The sequence below is a fragment of the Streptomyces sp. CG4 genome (genome assembly GCF_041080655.1).
In the GTDB taxonomy this organism is placed as follows: Bacteria; Actinomycetota; Actinomycetes; order Streptomycetales; family Streptomycetaceae; genus Streptomyces.
This window is the reverse complement of sequence record NZ_CP163525.1, coordinates 7,221,535-7,239,044: the sequence shown is the minus strand read 5'-3', so window position 1 is coordinate 7,239,044 and position 17,510 is coordinate 7,221,535. Positions and strand designations below refer to the sequence as shown.

Here is a 17,510-nt window from a genome sequence, read left to right as displayed (position 1 = left end):
CCTCGGGCCATAGTGGCCCATGAGGGGTGGAGTTGGGCACAGGGCCTTCGCCCGTCATGCGAATGTCTCAGCAATGCTTAGCCATATTCCGTAGAAGAATTAAGTAGAGCTTCACGAAGGCGTTGCCGAGACTACTCTCATGACGAGGACACGCACCGGCGCCCGGCCCTTCGGCCGCACTCTCTGCGCCATGGTCACGCCGTTCACCGAGGAGGGCGCCCTCGATCCGGACGGCGCGGGGAAGCTGGCCGCGTGGCTGGTGGCGGAGGGCTGCGACGGCCTGGTGCTGAGCGGCACCACGGGCGAGTCGCCCACCACCACGGACGCGGAGAAGGCAGAGCTGATCGCGGTCGTCCGGGAGGCGGTCGGCGACCGGGTGTCCCTGGTCGCGGGCGTGGGCACCGCCGACACCCGGCACACCGTCGAGCTGGCGCTCGCGGCCGGGAACGCGGGCGCGGACGGGGTGCTGGTGGTGACGCCGTACTACAGCCGGCCCCCGCAGGAGGCGGTGGAGGCGCACTTCCGCGCGGTCGCCGACGCGAGCGAGCTGCCCGTGATGCTCTACGACATCCCGGGCCGCACCGGCACCCGGATCGAGCCGGAGACGATGATCCGGCTCTCCTCGCACGAGCGGATCGTGGCGGTCAAGGACTGCTCCTACGATTTCCTCGGCACCCAGAAGGTGCTGGCGCAGACGGAGTTGGCGTACTACGCGGGCTGCGACGAGCACGTACTGGCGCTGTACGCGGTCGGCGCGGCGGGCTGTATCAGCACGGTCGCCAACGCCGTCCCGGGCCACATCGCCGCGATCCTCGACGCCTTCGACGCGGGCGACACCGCGCGTGCGCGCGAACTCCAGCTGCGGATCACGCCGTTGATCGTGGCGATGATGGGCGCCGGCCTGCCGGGCACGGTCACCGCCAAGGCCCTCCTGAACCGACTCGGCCTGCCCGCGGGCCCGGTGCGCGCGCCGCTGCTGCCCGCAGGCGGGGAGATCGCCGAGGGGCTGGCCGGCCTGTACGAGGAGCTGGTGGCGGCCTGAACCGGCGGCCCGCGCCCGCTGCCGTACGGTGTCCCCGTGAGCCGCCCCCTGCTGTTCCTGGACGTCGACGGCCCCCTCAATCCGTACGCGGCGCAGCCCGAACACCGCCCCGAGGGCTACACGACGCTCCGGGTGCCCCTGGACTCCCGGCACTCTCTGCGGGTCTGGCTGAATCCGGAGCACGGCCCGGCGCTGCTGCGGCTCGGCTACGAACTGGTCTGGGCGACGAGCTGGATGGAGGAGGCGAACGTCTGGATCGCCCCGGCCGTCGGGCTGCCGACCGATCTGCCGTATGTCGACTTCGGCAGCGGCCTGTTCGCGTTCCGGGCCGACGGCGTCCACTGGAAGACGGAGGCGATCGTGGCGTACGCCGAGGGCCGCCCGTTCGCCTGGGTGGACGACGAGCAGAGCCCGGCGGACAGGGCGTATGTGGCGGACCGGCACCCCGGCCCCGCCCTGCTCCATCACGTGAATCCACGACTCGGGCTGCGCGCGGGCGACTTCGCGGCGCTGCGGGAGTTCGCGCGGGCCGCATCCGCATGACGGAGCGCCCTCCACCGGGTGGTGAAGGGCGCTCCGTCCGGTGCGAGATGTCAGTTGTGGCTGTGCAGAATGTCGTTCAGGCCGCCCCAGACCGCGTTGTTCGGGCGGGCCTCGACCGTGCCGGTGACCGAGTTGCGGCGGAAGAGGATGTTGGAGGCGCCGTTCAGCTCGCGGGCCTTGACGATCTGGCCGTCGGGCATGGTGATCCGGGTGCCCGCGGTGATGTAGAGGCCGGCCTCGACCACGCACTCGTCGCCGAGCGCGATGCCGACGCCCGCCTCGGCGCCGATCAGGCAGCGCTCACCGACGGAGATGATCACGTTGCCGCCGCCGGACAGGGTGCCCATGGTGGAGGCGCCGCCGCCGATGTCGGAGCCGTCGCCGATGACGACACCGGCGGAGATGCGGCCCTCGACCATCGAGGTGCCGAGCGTGCCGGCGTTGAAGTTGACGAAGCCCTCGTGCATGACCGTGGTGCCCGCGGCCAGGTGCGCGCCGAGGCGGACCCGGTCGGCGTCGGCGATGCGGACGCCCTTGGGGGCGACGTAGTCCGTCATGCGCGGGAACTTGTCGATCGAGGTGACCTGGAGGTGCAGGCCCTCGGCGCGGGCGTTGAGCCGCACCTTCTCGAGGTCGTCCACGGCGACCGGGCCGAGCGAGGTCCAGGCGACGTTGGCGAGGAGGCCGAAGACGCCGTCCAGGCTCTGGCCGTGCGGCTTGACCAGGCGGTGCGAGAGCAGGTGCAGACGCAGATAGGCGTCGTGCGCGTCGATCGGCTTCTCGTCCAGCGAGGAGATGACCGTGCGGACCGCGACCACCTCGACGCCCCGGCGGGCGTCCGGGCCGACCGCCTTGGTCGCGCCCTCGCCCAGCAGCTCCGCCGCCTGCTCGGCGGTGAGCCGCTCGGTGCCGGCCGGGCCCGGCTGCTCGACCAGCTCGGGGGCCGGGAACCAGGTGTCGAGAACGGTGCCGTCGGCGGCGATGGTGGCGAGGCCGGCGGCGACGGCGCCGGTGGTGCGGGAAGCAGTGTCGGTCATGTGTCAAAACCTAACGTGAGCCGGGTGGCGGAGGCGAACCGGTGCCGGGGCGTCTCACGTGCCGGGCGCGGCTTCAGGGGATCAGACGGGCGAGCGCGGTGCGCGCGTACTCCTCGTCGTAGGAACCGCCCGTCAGCAGCACCTGGAGGCAGATGCCGTCCATGAGCGCGAGCAGCGCCCGGGCCGTGACCGGGTCCGTGCGCCGGGCCAGCAGCGCGGCCGCGTCCTCGGTCCACTCGGCGGCGACGGGACGCAGCGCGGGGCGGCGCAGCGCGGCCAGATACAGCTCGTACTCCAGCTCCACCCCGGTGCGCTCGCCGCCCAGCCACTCGCCGAGCACGGCGGCCAGCTCCGCGGCGAGGTCGCCCTGCCCGCCTTCCGGCAGCCGCTCGGCGAGCACCCGGCCGAAGCCCTCGTTCGCCTGCCGCAGCGCGGCCACCATCAGCTCTTCGAGGGTGGCGAAGTGGTACGTCGTGGAGCCGAGCGGTACGTCCGCCTCGGCGGCGACGGAGCGGTGGCTCAGCCCGGCGATGCCGTCGCGGCCGACCACGCGGATCGCGGCGTCGATGATCCGCTGCCGCCGCTCGGGGTCGTGGCGCCGGACCATCAGTGGCTCGCCCCGCCCAGGTTCAGCACCACGACTCCCCCGATGATCAGCAGGATCCCGGCGAGCTTGGGGACGCTCAGCCCCTCCCCGAACAGCAGCAGCCCGAGCACGGCGATGGTGGCCGTGCCCACCCCGGACCAGATCGCGTACGCGGTGCCGATCTGCACGGTCTTCAGGGTCTGGGCGAGCAGCGCGAAGGAGACGACGTAGCCCAGGGTCGTCACCAGCGAGGGCCCGAGCCGGGTGAAGCCCGCGCTGTACTTCATCGCCGTCGTCGCGGCGACCTCGGCGGCTATGGCGCCGGCGAGCAAGAGGTATCCCATGTGTACGAGCGTACACAACGCCGAACTCCACGGTTCAGGGTGCCGGGTGGGGGCGTGGACGACGGGATGCGCGAAACGGCCGTACCGCGAACGGTACGGCCGTTTCCCACAGTTGCCGGCGGCGTGGCCGCCGCGATCGGACGTCGAGGGGTGATCAGACGTTGAAGCCGAGCGCCCGCAGCTGCTCGCGGCCGTCGTCCGTGATCTTGTCGGGGCCCCACGGGGGCATCCAGACCCAGTTGATGCGCAGTTCGTTGACGAGGCCGTCCGTGGCGGACTTGGCCTGGTCCTCGATGACGTCGGTCAGCGGGCAGGCCGCCGAGGTCAGGGTCATGTCGATCGTCGCGATGTTCGCGTCGTCGATGTGGATGCCGTAGATCAGGCCGAGGTTGACGACGTCGATGCCCAGCTCGGGGTCGACGACGTCGTACAGCGCCTCGCGGAGTTCCTCCTCCGAGGCCGGCTTCATCTCAGCGGTCTCGCTCATGCCGTCTTCCTTTCGGCGTCGGCGCCACCCAGCGCCTGGGCCGTCGCGTCCTTCCACGCCATCCAGCTCAGGAGGGCGCACTTGACCCGCGCGGGGTACTTGGAGACACCGGCGAACGCGACCGCGTCCTCCAGGATGTCCTCCATCGCGTCGTCCGGCTCGATCCTGCCCTTGGACTGCATCAGCTCCAGGAAGGTCTCCTGGATCTTCTGCGCGTCGGTCAGGTCCTTGCCGACCAGGAGTTCGTTGAGGACAGAGGCGGATGCCTGGCTGATCGAGCAGCCCTGGCCCTCGTACGAGACGTCCGCGATCTTCGTGCCGTCGTACTTCACACGGAGGGTGATCTCGTCGCCACAGGTCGGGTTCACGTGGTGCACCTCGGCGTCGCCATCCCGAAGACCACGCCCGTGCGGGTTCTTGTAGTGGTCCAGGATGACTTCCTGGTACATCGAATCCAGCTTCACCGTTTCAGCACGCCCCTCAGCCGAAGAAGTTCCGTACGTGCTCCAGGCCGTCGACCAGTGCGTCGATCTCGGCCGGCGTGGAGTACAGATAGAACGACGCTCGCGTGGTCGCAGGAATTCCGTAGCGGAGGCAGACGGGCCGGGCGCAGTGGTGGCCGACGCGGACCGCGATGCCCTGTTCGTCGAGGACCTGGCCCACGTCGTGCGGGTGGATGTCGCCCAGCGTGAAGGAGATTGCCGCGCCCCGGTCCTCGGCCGTGGTCGGGCCGATGATCCTCAGGTCCGGGTCCTCGGCCAGGCGCCGCACCGCGTACTCGGTGAGTGCGTGCTCGTGGGCGAGGATCTTCTCCATGCCGATCGAGTTCAGGTAGTCGATCGCCGCGCCCAGGCCGACGGCCTGCGCGATCGGCGGGGTGCCCGCCTCGAACTTGTGCGGCGCCGGGGCATACGTGGACGAGTGCATCGAGACCGTCTCGATCATCTCGCCGCCGCCCAGGAAGGGGGGAAGGTCCTCCAGCAGCTCCTGGCGACCCCAGAGGACGCCGATGCCGGTCGGGCCGCACATCTTGTGGCCGGTGAAGGCCACGAAGTCGGCCTGCAGGGCCTGCACGTCCAGCGGCATGTGCGGGGCGGCCTGGGAGGCGTCGATGCAGACGAGGGCGCCGACTTCCTGGGCGCGGCGGATTATCGTCTCGACCGGGTTGACCGTGCCCAGGATGTTCGACACCAGCACGAAGGAGACGATCTTCGTCTTCTCGGTGATGATCTCGTTGATGTTGGACAGGTCGAGGCGGCCGTCGTCGGTCAGGCCGAACCACTTCAGCTTCGCGCCCGTGCGCTGCGCGAGCAGCTGCCACGGCACGATGTTGGAGTGGTGCTCCATCTCCGTGATGACGATCTCGGTCTCGTGGTCCACGCGGTAGGGCTCCTCGGCCCAGCCCAGCATGTTCGCCACGAGGTTCAGCGACTCGGAGGCGTTCTTGGTGAAGATCACCTCGTCGCGGCTCGGCGCGTTGATGAACTCGGCGACCTTGTCGCGCGCGCCCTCGTACAGCGCCGTGGCCTCCTCGGCGAGCACATGCACGCCGCGGTGGACATTGGCGTTGTAGCGCTCGTAGTACTCGCTCAGGGCGTCCAGCACCTGGCGCGGCTTCTGCGAGGTCGCCGCGTTGTCCAGATACACGAGCTTCTTGCCGTCGTGGACCAGCCGGTCCAGTACGGGGAAGTCCTTACGGATCGCCTCGGTGTCGAGGAGGCCCGGCAGCTGTGTCACTCGGATGCGCCACCCTTCGTGTAAGCCTCGTAGCCCTCGTCCTCCAGCTTGTCGGCGAGCTCGGCACCGCCGGACTCGACGATCCGGCCCGCGGAGAAGACGTGGACGTAGTCGGGCTTGATGTAGCGCAGGATGCGCGTGTAGTGCGTGATCAGCAGGGTGCCGACCTCGCCGGTCTCGCGGACGCGGTTGACGCCCTCGGAGACGATGCGGAGCGCGTCGACGTCGAGGCCGGAGTCGGTCTCGTCGAGGATCGCGACCTTCGGCTTGAGCAGTTCGAGCTGGAGGATCTCGTGGCGCTTCTTCTCACCGCCGGAGAAGCCCTCGTTCACGTTGCGCTCGGCGAAGGACGGGTCCATGTTGAGGCGCTCCATGGCCTCCTTGACCTCCTTCACCCAGGTGCGCAGCTTGGGGGCCTCGCCGCGGACGGCGGTGGCGGAGGTGCGCAGGAAGTTGGAGACCGAGACGCCGGGGACCTCGACCGGGTACTGCATCGCCAGGAACAGGCCCGCGCGGGCGCGCTCGTCGACGGACATCTCCAGGACGTCCTCGCCGTCGAGCAGCACGGTGCCCTCGGTGATCGTGTACTTCGGGTGACCCGCGAGCGAGTAGGCGAGGGTCGACTTGCCCGAGCCGTTGGGGCCCATGATGGCGTGCGTCTCGCCCTGCTTCACGGTGAGGTCGACGCCCTTGAGGATCTCCTTCGTGGCGTTGTCGGCCTCGACGGTGACGTGCAGGTCTCGGATTTCAAGCGTTGCCATGGGTGCCTCAGGACTCCTGGGTGAGGGAGACGAGCACGTCGTCCCCTTCGATCTTTACGGGGTATACGGGGACGGGGCGCGTGGCCGGGAGGCCGGACGGCTTGCCGGTGCGGAGGTCGAAGGACGAGCCGTGCAGCCAGCACTCGATCTGGCAGTCCTCCACCTCTCCCTCGGAGAGGGAGACGTTCGCGTGGGAGCAGATGTCGTAGATCGCGAACACCTCGCCCTCGGTCTTCACGACCGAGACCGGCGTGCCGTCGAGTTCCACCCGCTTCGGGGTGTCCTCCTCCAGCTCGCTCAGCCCACAGGCGCGTACGAAGGTCGTCATGCGACGGACGCCTCCAGCTCCTCCTCGATCTTGGCGAGCAGGCGCTCCTCGATGTCGGCGACACCGATCTGCTGGACCAGCTCGGCGAAGAAGCCGCGGACCACCAGGCGGCGGGCCTCGTGCTCCGGGATGCCGCGGGCCATCAGATAGAAGAGCTGCTCGTCGTCGAAGCGGCCGGTGGCGGAGGCGTGGCCGGCGCCGACGATCTCGCCGGTCTCGATCTCCAGGTTCGGCACCGAGTCGACGCGCGCGCCGTCCGTGAGGACCAGGTTGCGGTTCATCTCGTAGGTGTCCGTGCCCTCGGCCTTGGCCTCGATGAGCACGTCGCCGATCCAGACCGCGTGCGCGTCGTCGCCCTGGAGCGCGCCCTTGTAGACGACGTTCGACTTGCAGTGCGGGGTGTTGTGGGTGACCAGGAGGCGGTGCTCCTGGTGCTGCCCGGCGTCGGTGAAGTACAGCCCGAACAGCTCGGCCTCGCCGCCGGTGCCGGCGTACGTCACGCGCGGGTGCAGCCGTACCACGTCACCGCCGAAGGTGACGACGACCGACTTGAAGGAGGCGTCCCGGCCGATCAGGGCGTTGTGCTGGGCCACGTGCACGGCCTTGTCGTCCCAGTCCTGGACGGAGACGACGGTCAGCTTGGCGCCGTCGCCGAGGACGTAGTCGACGTTGGCGGCGAGGACCGCGTCACCGGTGTGGTCGATGACCACGACCGCCTCGGCGAACGCGCCCAGCTCGATGACCTGGTGGCCGAAGGCAGTGCCGCCCTCGCCGTGCACCGCGATGCGGATCGGCTCGGTGAGGACGGTCTCCTTGGCGACGGTCACGACCGAGGCCTTCTCGAAGGCGGAGTAGGCCTGGGCGGCGACGCGGTCCACCGGGGTGCCCGCCCTGCCGATACGGGCGTCGTCGCGGCCGACGGTCTCGACGGTGACACCCTCGGGAGCCTGGACGTCGACCTTCAGGCCGTCGCCGTTCGCCTCGGCGGTGCCGTCGTGCAGCCCGCGCAGCCGCTCCAGCGGGGTGAACCGCCACTCCTCCTCGCGGCCGTGCGGAACCGGGAAGTCCGCGACGTCGAAGGACGGGGGCGCGCTCATGCGCGTGGCGACGGTCGACTCGGCGGCCACCGCGATCTGGCCGGCGGTGGTGGAGCCCACCGGGATGTTCTGAGCCTCAGCCATGGCTGTCGGTCTGCTCGCTTTCTTACGTAAGGGCTTGATGGGAAGGGCGGCAGGGACTTAGCCGACCGCGCCTTCCATCTGGAGCTCGATCAGCCGGTTGAGTTCGAGGGCGTACTCCATGGGCAGTTCCTTGGCGATCGGCTCGACGAAGCCGCGCACGATCATCGCCATCGCCTCGAACTCGCTCAGACCGCGGCTCATCAGGTAGAAGAGCTGGTCCTCGGAGACCTTGGAGACGGTCGCCTCGTGGCCCATGGACACGTCGTCCTCGCGGACGTCCACGTACGGGTACGTGTCGGAGCGGGAGATGGTGTCGACGAGCAGCGCGTCGCACAGCACGTTCGACTTGGATCCGGCCGCGCCCTCGCCGATCTCGACCAGACCGCGGTAGGACGTACGGCCGCCACCGCGCGCCACGGACTTGGAGACGATGTTGGACGACGTGTTCGGCGCCATGTGGACCATCTTGGAGCCGGCGTCCTGGTGCTGGCCCTCGCCCGCGAAGGCGATGGAGAGGGTCTCGCCCTTGGCGTGCTCGCCCATCAGGTAGACGGCCGGGTACTTCATCGTCACCTTGGAGCCGATGTTGCCGTCGATCCACTCCATGGTCGCGCCCTCGTAGGCCACGGCGCGCTTGGTGACCAGGTTGTAGACGTTGTTCGACCAGTTCTGGATGGTCGTGTAGCGGCAGCGGGCGTTCTTCTTGACGATGATCTCGACGACCGCGGAGTGCAGCGAGTCCGACTTGTAGATCGGGGCCGTACAGCCCTCGACGTAGTGCACGTAGGCACCTTCGTCGACGATGATCAGGGTCCGCTCGAACTGGCCCATGTTCTCCGTGTTGATGCGGAAGTAGGCCTGGAGCGGGATCTCGACGTGCACGCCCTTCGGCACGTAGATGAAGGAGCCGCCGGACCACACGGCGGTGTTCAGGGCCGCGAACTTGTTGTCACCGGCGGGGATGACGGTCCCGAAGTACTCCTTGAAGAGCTCCGGGTGCTCCTTCAGCGCGGTGTCGGTGTCCAGGAAGATGACGCCCTGCTCCTCCAGGTCCTCGCGGATCTGGTGGTAGACGACCTCCGACTCGTACTGGGCGGCGACACCGGCGACGAGGCGCTGCTTCTCGGCCTCGGGGATGCCCAGCTTGTCGTAGGTGTTCTTGATGTCCTCGGGCAGGTCCTCCCAGGACTCCGCCTGCTTCTCCGTGGAGCGCACGAAGTACTTGATGTTGTCGAAGTCGATGCCCGAGAGGTCCGAGCCCCAGTTCGGCATGGGCTTCTTCTCGAAGAGCTTCAGACCCTTCAGGCGCAGCTTGGTCATCCACTCCGGCTCGGACTTCTTGTCCGAGATGTCGCGGACGACGTCCTCGTTCAGGCCACGCCTGGCAGAGGCACCGGCCACGTCGGAGTCGGCCCAGCCGTATTCGTACTTGCCCAGGCCCTCGAGCTCAGGGTGGGCAGTCTCCGTGGGGAGAGTCATGCGGGGTTCCTCCCGGCCGTGCTTGCAGGTGCGTCAGTGGATGTCTTGGGGATGAACGTCGTGCAGACGCCGTCGCCGTGCGCGATGGTCGCCAGTCGCTGGACGTGGGTGCCCAGCAGCTCGGCGAAGATCTCCGTCTCCGCCTCGCACAGCTGCGGGAACTGCTCCGCGACATGGGCGACCGGGCAGTGGTGCTGGCACAGCTGCTCGCCGACCGGTGCGCTGCGCGCCGTAGCAGCGTACCCGTCGAGACTCAAGGCCTTGGCCAGTGCTTCGGCGCGCTTGTCCGGGGTGACCGCCTCGATCGCCTTGCGGTAGGCGCTCGCCTGGGCGGCGATCCGGGCGCGGGCGAAGGCGGCGACCGCCTCGGGGCCGCCGCCCTGCTCGGCGATCCAGCGGAGCGCGTCCGCGGCGAGCTTGTCGTAGGACTGGTCGAAGGCGTCGCGGCCGCAGTCGGTGAGCGCGAAGACCTTGGCGGGCCGGCCGCGCGTCCGCGCTCCGTACACCCGCTGCTCCCGCGCCTCCACGACGTCGTCGGCGACCAGCGCGTCCAGGTGGCGTCGGACGGCCGCCTGGGTCAGTCCCAGCCGGCCGGCGAGTTCGGCGACGGTCGACGGGCCGTGGTCCAGGATGGAGCGCGCGACGCGGTTGCGCGTGGAGCGCTCACCGGTCGCGAGTTCCTCCTGCGGGGCCCCCAGGGGGGTCTCCCGAGCCTCGCCGACGTTTTTCACAACGCCATTGTTGCGTAATTCCTCAGGGCCTGACAAGCGCCGTCGGGATCATCGGGCGGTGCCCTGCGTCACTTAGGCATACCTAATCTGACCTGCGGAAACGATCTTTGATCGATCATTCACCGAGGCTCTGAACAGGCAATTCGGTGGCATCGCGCGGGCCCGTCCGGAAGACTCCCGAACCATGCCCACACCCCCTCCGACCGGCCCTCTTGTCACCCGGGACACCGTCGCGACCCAGCTGCGGCTGCTCGGTGTCAAGTCCGGCGAGATCCTCCTCGCGCACTCCTCGCTCAGCGCGCTCGGCTGGGTGAACGGAGGCGCGGTCGCCGTCGTCCAGGGTCTCCTCGACGCCCTGGGCCCGTCCGGCACGCTCGTCGTCCCCGCCCAGTCGGCCCAGCTGTCCGACCCGGCGCTGTGGGCCAGACCGCCGGTACCCGAGGAGTGGTGGGACCGGATCCGGGCGACCATGCCGCCCTACGACCCGCTCGTCACCCCCACCCGAGGCGTCGGCGTGATCCCGGAGACCGTGCGGACCTGGCCCGGCGCGCTGCGCAGCGCCCACCCGCAGACCTCCTTCGCGGCGCTCGGCCCGCACGCGCGCGAGATCACCGACGGCCACGCGCCCGACTGCCGACTGGGCGAGCACAGCCCGCTGGCCCGGCTGGAGAAACTGGGCGCCCGGGTCCTGCTGCTGGGCGCGGGATACGACGCCTGCACCAGCTTCCACCTGGCCGAGTACCGGATACCGGCGCCGCGCGTGGCGGTCGGCCGGCCCGCTCCCGGCGGCGGCTGGGAGACCGTCATCGAGGTGTCGATCACCTCCGACCGCTTCGGCGAACTGGGCCACGACTTCGAGCGGGACCGGACCGTCGTGCGCGGCACGGTGGGGGCGGCGGACGTACGGCTGTTCCCGGTGGCGGACGCGGTGGCCTACGCCGAACGGTGGCTGCCCCTGCACCGTCCTCGGGAGGAGGAGATCTCCCACCCGCCCGCCTGAGCGGCACGGGCTCTCCCTAGACTCTGGACCCATGCGAAGTGAGCCCGCCCGCCCGTCTCCCGACCACCACCCCTCAACGGGACGCTTCGCGTCGCACCCGGTTGTCGAGGTCCAGGCCCTGGTGAAGCGGTACGGCACGAAGACCGCGGTGGACGGCCTCGACCTGGTGGCCGAGGCGGGCGTGACCGCCGTGCTCGGTCCGAACGGGGCGGGGAAGACGACCACGGTCGAGACCTGCGAGGGGTACCGGAAGCCGGATGCCGGCGCGGTGCGCGTCCTGGGCCTCGACCCGGTGCGCCAGTCCGCCGAGCTGCGGCCCCGTATCGGTGTGATGCTCCAGTCCGGAGGCGTGTACTCCGGCGCCAGGGCGGACGAGATGCTGCGTCATGTGGCCAAGCTGCACGCGCATCCGCTGGACGTGGACGCGCTGATGGAGCGGCTGGGGCTGGGCAGCTGCGGGCGGACCGGCTACCGGCGGTTGTCCGGCGGGCAGCAGCAGCGGCTCGCGCTCGCCATGGCCGTCGTCGGCCGCCCGGAGCTGGTGTTCCTGGACGAGCCGACCGCCGGGCTCGACCCGCAGGCCCGCCGGGCCACCTGGGATCTGGTGAGGGACCTGCGCGCCGACGGTGTCTCGGTCATCCTCACCACGCACTACATGGAAGAGGCCGAGCAACTCGCCGACGACGTCGCGATCATCGACGGCGGCCGGGTCATCGCCCAGGGCTCCCCCGAGGAGCTGTGCAAGGGCGGCGCCGAGAACACCCTGCGCTTCACCGGCCGCCCCGGCCTCGACGTGGGCTCCCTGCTCAAGGCGCTCCCGGCCGACTGCACGGCCGCCGAGCTGACCCCGGGCAGCTACCGGGTCATCGGCAAGGTCGACCCGCAGCTGCTGGCCACCGTGACCTCGTGGTGCGCCCAGCACGGAGTGATGCCGGACCGGATCTCGGTGGAGCGGCACACGCTGGAGGACGTCTTTCTGGAGCTCACTGGCAAGGAGTTGCGTTCATGATTCCGGCTCACACGGAGATCGGCCGGGGGTCCGGGGGTTGCCCCCCGGGAAGACACAGCCTGGAGCTCACTGGCAAGGAGTTGCGTTCATGATTCCGGCACACACGGAGATCGGCCGGGGGTCCGGGGGTTGCCCCCCGGGAAGACACAGCCTGGAGCTCACTGGCAAGGAGTTGCGGTCATGACCGCTGCCACGGGTACCTACTCCCCGAAGCCGGGCGCGGCGCCGCTCCCCCGCATGATCGCGGCGCAGGCGGCGCTGGAGACCAGGATGCTGCTGCGCAACGGCGAGCAGCTGTTGCTGACGGTCGTCATCCCGACCCTGCTGCTGGCGCTGTTCAGCTCCGTGGACATCGTCGACACCGGCAAGGGCAAGGCGGTGGACTTCCTCGCCCCGGGCATCCTGGCCCTCGCGGTGATGTCGACGGCGTTCACCGGGCAGGCCATCGCCACCGGCTTCGAGCGCCGCTACGGCGTGCTCAAGCGGCTCGCCTCCTCGCCGCTGCCGCGCTGGGGCCTGATGACCGCCAAGACGGCGTCCGTGCTGGTCACGGAGGTCCTCCAGGTGATCCTGCTGACCGCCATCGCCTTCGCGCTGGGCTGGTCCCCGCACGGCAACCCCGCCGCCGTCCTGCTCCTCCTCGTCCTCGGTACGGCCGCCTTCTCCGGGCTCGGCCTGCTGATGGCGGGCACCCTGAAGGCGGAGGCGACCCTGGCCGCCGCGAACCTCGTCTTCCTGCTGCTGCTCGTCGGCGGCGGTGTCATCGTGCCGCTGGACAAGTTCGGCCCGGCCGCACAGCACGTGCTGGGGCTGCTGCCGATCTCGGCCCTGTCGGGCGGCCTGCGGGCCGTGCTGCAGCACGGCGCCGGGATGCCCTGGGGTGACCTGGGGATCCTCGCGGTGTGGGCGGTCGTCGGTCTCGCGGCGGCGGGGAAGTTCTTCCGCTGGGAGTGAGGGCACAGGGGACCCTCGTGAACGCGTGCACAAGCGGCGGCCTACGATGGTGCCCGTGCCCAAGCTGAACCCCGCCGACGCCGTCGCGGCTCTGCGCAACCCGCTCGCCTTCATCGCCGCACGCTGGACCCCGCAACCGAGGACCGTCCAGCGGGCCGCCCTCGCCGCGCTCGTGATGTCGGTGGTCATCGTCGTCACCGGCGGCGCCGTACGCCTGACCGGCTCGGGCCTCGGCTGCCCGACCTGGCCGGAGTGCACCGACGGCTCACTGACCCCGACGAACGCGCTGAGCTATCACAGCGCGATCGAGTTCGGCAATCGCATGCTGACGTACGTGCTGTGCGCCGCGGTCGGCTGGGCGATCATCGCCGCCCGCTCCCAGAAGCCGTACCGGCGCGGTCTGACCCGGCTGGGCTGGGCGCAGTTCTGGCTGGTGATGGGCAACGCGATCCTCGGCGGCATCGTGGTGCTCGTGGGCCTCAACCCGTACACCGTCGCGGCGCACTTCCTGCTGGCGACCGCGCTGATCACGGTCGCCGGGGTGATGTGGCAGCGCACCCGTGAGGGCGACGGTGCGCCCCGGCCGCTGGTCGGCAAGGCCGTGCAGCAGCTGGTGTGGTTCCTCGTCGTCGCCACCGTCCTGCTGATCGCGGCCGGCACGATCGTCACCGGCGCGGGCCCGCACGCGGGCGACTCCAGCGACGTCAAGCGCATCCCGATCGACTGGGAGACCGTCGCCAAGCTGCACTCCGTGTTCGCCTGGATCGTGGTGACGCTCACCTTCGCCCTGTGGTTCGTCCTCAAGGCGGTCGACGCACCCAAGGGGCCGCTGGACCGCACCCGCGACCTCTTCGTGATCCTGCTCGCCCAGGGCGTCATCGGCTACGTCCAGTACTTCACGCACCTGCCCGAGGCCATGGTCGGCCTCCACATGCTCGGCTCCTGCCTCGTGTGGATCGGCGTGCTGCGGGTGCTGCTGTCCCTGCGCGAACGCCCCGAGGCCACCCTGGATCTGCCCGGCCCCTCGACCGAAGTGCCGGTGGGCACGCGCGCCTGAGGCCCGTCCGGCGGACCTTGTCGCGGACGGGGGGGCTGCACGCCCTCCCCTACTGCCTCAAGAGTGTGGGGGCACCCAGCGGCGTTGTCGTCGGTCGCCGACGCTCGAACACTCCCCCACGCCCGGCTGCGCTCGCGCGGGAGGGGCCGCTACCGCGGGGGCCATCGCCCCCGCTCACCTGCGCTGATGAGGCGCCGCCGACTTCCTGCGACCTGATCCGCCGGACAGGCCCTGGCTGCGGCGGCTCAGCCGGTGCGTCCGGTGCCGCTCAGCCCGTACACCCGGCGCGCATTGTCCGCCGCGACCATCCGGGCCACCCGCTGCCCATCCTCCAACGACCAGGCGCCCTCGGCGACCCACGTGCCCAGCACGACCATCTACGGCGTTGCCGATCTCCTGCGACCCGGTCCGCCGGACAGGCCCTGGCGGCGGCTCAGCCGGTGCGACCGGTGCCACTCAGCCCGTACACCCGGCGCGCATTGTCCGCCGCGACCATCCGGGCCACCCGCTGCCCGTCCTCCAACGACCAGGCGCCCTCGGCGACCCAGGTGCCCAGTACCCGGCCCAGGGCCTCACGGAAGAGCCGGGCGCCGACGACGTGCAGTTCGGGCAGGCCATGGGCGCCGGTGGAGAAGAGGATCTTGCCGAAGGGGGCCAGCTCCAGGATCTCGGCGAGGAGGGTGGCCGCGCGGGCGCCGGTGCGGACGAGCGCGGCGCCGGAGTCGGTGTAGACGTGCGGGAAGACGCCGGCCAGATGGGCGGCGTGGCGGTGGTACGGGTAGCCGTGCAGCAGGATCAGATCGGTGCCGAGGCCTGCAGTGGCCCGCACGAAGTCGGTGAGCAGCACGGGGTCGGTGCGGTCGATGCGGGAGCCCGGCTCGCCGAGCCCGGCGTGCAGTTGGAGGGGCAGGCCCGAGGCCACGGCGATCCACAGCAGGTGTCGTAGCAGCACGGGGTCCGTGAGCGCCCCGCCGACCCGGCGGTCGGCCAGCCAGCGGCCCGCCGCGCCCCGCACCTCCCCCGGCCCCGGTGGCTCGGGCGCGAGGGCCAGGCCGTGTCTGAGGCCCGCGACGGAGGTGAAGGCGACCGCGTTCGCGGCGGCGACGTGCACGGACTCGGCGAGGTTGGCCAGGAAGGACTCGACGGTGCCGGAGGTGTCGGCGACCTGCTCCGCGAGCAGTTCGAGCCGGACGATCTCGCGGGCCTCGGCGGCGCCGTCGCGGGCCATCTCGGCGGGGCCGGTGAGGTCGCCGGGCAGGCCGGTGTCGACGAGGTAGGTGGTGATGCCGCTGCCCCGCAGGAGCCTGCGCCCCGATTCCAGGACGCCCAGTTCGCGGCGCCGGGCCAGATAGCGGGCGGGCGCGCAGTGGGGTTCCAGGCCGAGCAGGGGCGGGCACCAGCGCCGTACGGCGAAGCCCGTCTGGGTGTCGAACAGCGTGGTGCCGGGCGCCGGCGGGCCCTCGGTGCGGGCGAGTTGGGCCTCGAAGGTGCCGAGGCCCAGTTCCGTCCGCAGTACGCCGTGACAGTACTGGTCCACGAGGGACGGCGTTTCGATCATCCCGACCCTCCCGTGTGCGCTGGCTTTAACGGCCTAACGGGTGAACGGGGTTCGAGGTCGCGGATGAACTCGGGGCTGCGGGTTATTTGGCGGCTTCAGACCGTATGTGGCTGGTCGCTCCCCCAAATTCTCGGCTTCGCTCGACCCCGGGGGGGGACCCCCATCGCGGCGGAGCCGCATATCGATACAGCCTCGCGCCCCTTCGGGCGCGCTGATCAACCGCCGAGCTGAATGCCGGCCATCCGCTTCCACTCGTACGGGCCCGTCGTCACCTTCGCCGCGAACTCGCCGTCGAAGGACTCGTGGACGGTGATGCCGGACTTCTGTACGGCCGCCTCGGCGATCTCGGTGCTGGGCGCCACCAGGTCGCCCCAGCCGCCGTCCTCGCCGACGAGGACGATACGGGCGCCGCGCTCGCCGATGTGGGCCACCTGGCCCTCCGCACCGCCGTGTGCCTTGGCGAAGGCGCTGATCTGGTGGGCGAGCCGGGCCGCCATGCGCTCGGCCTTCGGGTCAACCTGCTGCGTGTCTGCCATGACCAGGATGCTACTCACGAGTAGATCGGCTGGCGAGAGCGGGCCCCTGTGACGTACGCCCGGCGTGTGTCAGCGCAGGAACGGGTCCACCGCGACCGCGACGAAGAGGATCGACACGTACGTGATCGACCAGTGGAAGAGCCGCATCTCCTTCAGCTTCACGCCGGTCACCTCGGCCTTCGCCCGGTTCTGCAGGCCGTGCGCCTCCCAGAGCCAGAAGCCGCCGGCCGCGAGGGCGACCACCGTGTAGAACCAGCCGGTGTAGCCGAGCGGGGTGAGGAGCAGCGAGACCAGGACCATCACCCAGCTGTAGATGACGATCTGCCGGGCGACGACCTTGTTGGACGCGATGACCGGGAGCATCGGCACGCCCACGCGCGCGTAGTCCTCCTTGACCTTCATGGACAGCGGCCAGTAGTGCGGCGGCGTCCAGAAGAACATGACGAGGAAGAGGATGACCGGCGCCCAGGACATCGAGTTCGTGACGGAGGACCAGCCGATCAGCACCGGCAGACAGCCGGCGATGCCGCCCCACACGATGTTCTGCGACGTACGCCGCTTGAGGATCATCGTGTAGACGACGACATAGAAGAGGAGCGCGCCGAGCGAGAGCCAGGCGCTCAGCCAGTTGACGGTGAGACCGAAGAGCAGCGTCGAGACGACCGCGAGGGTGATGCCGAAGGCCAGGCACTCGCGCGGGCTGACCATGCCGGTCACCAGCGGCCGCTGCGAGGTGCGGTCCATCAGGGCGTCGATGTCCCGGTCGATGTACATGTTCAGCGCGTTGGCGCCGCCCGCCGAGAGGTAGCCGCCGACACAGGTCAGCAGGACCAGCTTCAGATCGGGCACACCCTGCTGCGCCAGGAACATCACCGGAACGGTGGTGATGAGCAGCAGCTCGATGATCCGCGGCTTGGTCAGCGCCACGAACGCCTTGACACGAGCCCCGAACGGCCGGTGAACCGGGCCCTGGCTCGCACCACCCAGCACGCCCGCTGGACGTGATTCGACGGCCGTCACGCACACCCCTGACAGAGACATCCCAGCAAGCCTCCCCGTGTGAAGTGGCGGTAAAGGCTCGCGCGTACCACGCCACTTTAGACGTTGCCCATACCCCGGCCTTCGCGGGGGTGGGGTCGT

21 protein-coding genes are annotated in these 17,510 nt (G+C 70.2%); 6 read left to right on the top strand and 15 right to left on the bottom strand.

The window, feature by feature from the left end:
* The first annotated feature begins 139 nt into the window (after positions 1-139).
* Positions 140-1,042 (top strand): 4-hydroxy-tetrahydrodipicolinate synthase, encoded by a 903-nt coding sequence (gene dapA / locus AB5L52_RS33045; protein WP_369367440.1) that lies wholly within the window; start codon positions 140-142, stop codon positions 1,040-1,042.
* A gap of 36 nt (positions 1,043-1,078) precedes the next feature.
* Positions 1,079-1,585, top strand: a complete 507-nt coding sequence (locus tag AB5L52_RS33040) for an HAD domain-containing protein (protein ID WP_369367439.1) — start codon at positions 1,079-1,081, stop codon at positions 1,583-1,585.
* Positions 1,586-1,635: 50 nt separating this feature from the next.
* Here the strand turns inward: AB5L52_RS33040 and dapD are convergent, their stop codons facing one another.
* The 11 genes from dapD to AB5L52_RS32985 form a co-directional block, all read right to left on the bottom strand.
* Positions 1,636-2,622: a 2,3,4,5-tetrahydropyridine-2,6-dicarboxylate N-succinyltransferase gene (dapD, locus tag AB5L52_RS33035; protein ID WP_351017485.1), complete on the bottom strand. Its 987-nt coding sequence runs from the start codon at positions 2,620-2,622 to the stop codon at positions 1,636-1,638.
* Positions 2,623-2,695: 73 nt separating this feature from the next.
* The gene (locus tag AB5L52_RS33030; protein ID WP_351017488.1) at positions 2,696-3,229 is read right to left on the bottom strand and encodes a TetR family transcriptional regulator; all 534 of its coding nucleotides are present in this window, start codon (positions 3,227-3,229) and stop codon (positions 2,696-2,698) included.
* Positions 3,229-3,552, bottom strand: a complete 324-nt coding sequence (locus AB5L52_RS33025) for a multidrug efflux SMR transporter (RefSeq protein ID WP_351017491.1) — start codon at positions 3,550-3,552, stop codon at positions 3,229-3,231. The genes AB5L52_RS33030 and AB5L52_RS33025 overlap by 1 nt, the downstream gene beginning before the upstream one ends.
* Before the next feature lie 154 nt (positions 3,553-3,706).
* Positions 3,707-4,039 (bottom strand): metal-sulfur cluster assembly factor, encoded by a 333-nt coding sequence (locus tag AB5L52_RS33020; RefSeq protein ID WP_031166063.1) that lies wholly within the window; start codon positions 4,037-4,039, stop codon positions 3,707-3,709.
* A complete protein-coding gene (gene sufU, locus AB5L52_RS33015) occupies positions 4,036-4,503 on the bottom strand; it encodes a Fe-S cluster assembly sulfur transfer protein SufU (RefSeq protein WP_351017494.1) in 468 nt (155 codons plus the stop codon). The genes AB5L52_RS33020 and sufU overlap by 4 nt, the downstream gene beginning before the upstream one ends.
* 16 nt (positions 4,504-4,519) lie before the next feature.
* The gene (locus tag AB5L52_RS33010; protein ID WP_369367438.1) at positions 4,520-5,776 is read right to left on the bottom strand and encodes a cysteine desulfurase; all 1,257 of its coding nucleotides are present in this window, start codon (positions 5,774-5,776) and stop codon (positions 4,520-4,522) included.
* Complete coding sequence (gene sufC / locus AB5L52_RS33005; protein ID WP_351017500.1) at positions 5,773-6,537, bottom strand: Fe-S cluster assembly ATPase SufC; 765 nt, start codon at positions 6,535-6,537, stop codon at positions 5,773-5,775. Before sufC ends, AB5L52_RS33010 begins: the two co-directional genes overlap by 4 nt.
* A gap of 7 nt (positions 6,538-6,544) precedes the next feature.
* A complete protein-coding gene (locus AB5L52_RS33000; protein WP_067048599.1) occupies positions 6,545-6,865 on the bottom strand; it encodes a non-heme iron oxygenase ferredoxin subunit in 321 nt (106 codons plus the stop codon).
* Entirely contained in the window at positions 6,862-8,046 is a 1,185-nt protein-coding gene (gene sufD, locus AB5L52_RS32995; RefSeq protein ID WP_351570466.1) for a Fe-S cluster assembly protein SufD, read from the bottom strand. The genes AB5L52_RS33000 and sufD overlap by 4 nt, the downstream gene beginning before the upstream one ends.
* 57 nt (positions 8,047-8,103) lie before the next feature.
* Positions 8,104-9,525, bottom strand: coding sequence for a Fe-S cluster assembly protein SufB (gene sufB / locus AB5L52_RS32990; RefSeq protein ID WP_351017507.1), 1,422 nt, complete (start codon positions 9,523-9,525; stop codon positions 8,104-8,106).
* Positions 9,522-10,256, bottom strand: coding sequence for a metalloregulator ArsR/SmtB family transcription factor (locus AB5L52_RS32985; protein WP_351017510.1), 735 nt, complete (start codon positions 10,254-10,256; stop codon positions 9,522-9,524). Before AB5L52_RS32985 ends, sufB begins: the two co-directional genes overlap by 4 nt.
* A 184-nt stretch (positions 10,257-10,440) precedes the next feature.
* Here AB5L52_RS32985 and AB5L52_RS32980 point away from each other — a divergent pair, with 184 nt between their 5' ends.
* From AB5L52_RS32980 to AB5L52_RS32965, 4 genes are all read left to right on the top strand, one after another.
* A complete protein-coding gene (locus tag AB5L52_RS32980) occupies positions 10,441-11,256 on the top strand; it encodes an aminoglycoside N(3)-acetyltransferase (protein ID WP_369367437.1) in 816 nt (271 codons plus the stop codon).
* A gap of 31 nt (positions 11,257-11,287) precedes the next feature.
* Entirely contained in the window at positions 11,288-12,265 is a 978-nt protein-coding gene (locus AB5L52_RS32975; RefSeq protein WP_369367436.1) for an ABC transporter ATP-binding protein, read from the top strand.
* 180 nt (positions 12,266-12,445) lie between these two features.
* Positions 12,446-13,219: an ABC transporter permease gene (locus AB5L52_RS32970; protein WP_351017518.1), complete on the top strand. Its 774-nt coding sequence runs from the start codon at positions 12,446-12,448 to the stop codon at positions 13,217-13,219.
* Between the two features lie 46 nt (positions 13,220-13,265).
* Complete coding sequence (locus AB5L52_RS32965) at positions 13,266-14,276, top strand: COX15/CtaA family protein (RefSeq protein WP_351017521.1); 1,011 nt, start codon at positions 13,266-13,268, stop codon at positions 14,274-14,276.
* 245 nt (positions 14,277-14,521) lie between these two features.
* Here AB5L52_RS32965 and AB5L52_RS32960 read toward each other — a convergent pair whose 3' ends face one another.
* The 4 genes from AB5L52_RS32960 to AB5L52_RS32945 form a co-directional block, all read right to left on the bottom strand.
* Positions 14,522-14,647, bottom strand: a complete 126-nt coding sequence (locus tag AB5L52_RS32960) for a hypothetical protein (RefSeq protein WP_369367435.1) — start codon at positions 14,645-14,647, stop codon at positions 14,522-14,524.
* A gap of 62 nt (positions 14,648-14,709) precedes the next feature.
* Positions 14,710-15,834, bottom strand: coding sequence for an amidohydrolase family protein (locus AB5L52_RS32955; RefSeq protein ID WP_351570477.1), 1,125 nt, complete (start codon positions 15,832-15,834; stop codon positions 14,710-14,712).
* A gap of 215 nt (positions 15,835-16,049) precedes the next feature.
* Positions 16,050-16,370, bottom strand: coding sequence for a hypothetical protein (locus AB5L52_RS32950; protein WP_369367434.1), 321 nt, complete (start codon positions 16,368-16,370; stop codon positions 16,050-16,052).
* Between the two features lie 69 nt (positions 16,371-16,439).
* Positions 16,440-17,411: a heme o synthase gene (locus tag AB5L52_RS32945; protein WP_351017530.1), complete on the bottom strand. Its 972-nt coding sequence runs from the start codon at positions 17,409-17,411 to the stop codon at positions 16,440-16,442.
* Positions 17,412-17,510: the final 99 nt, after the last annotated feature.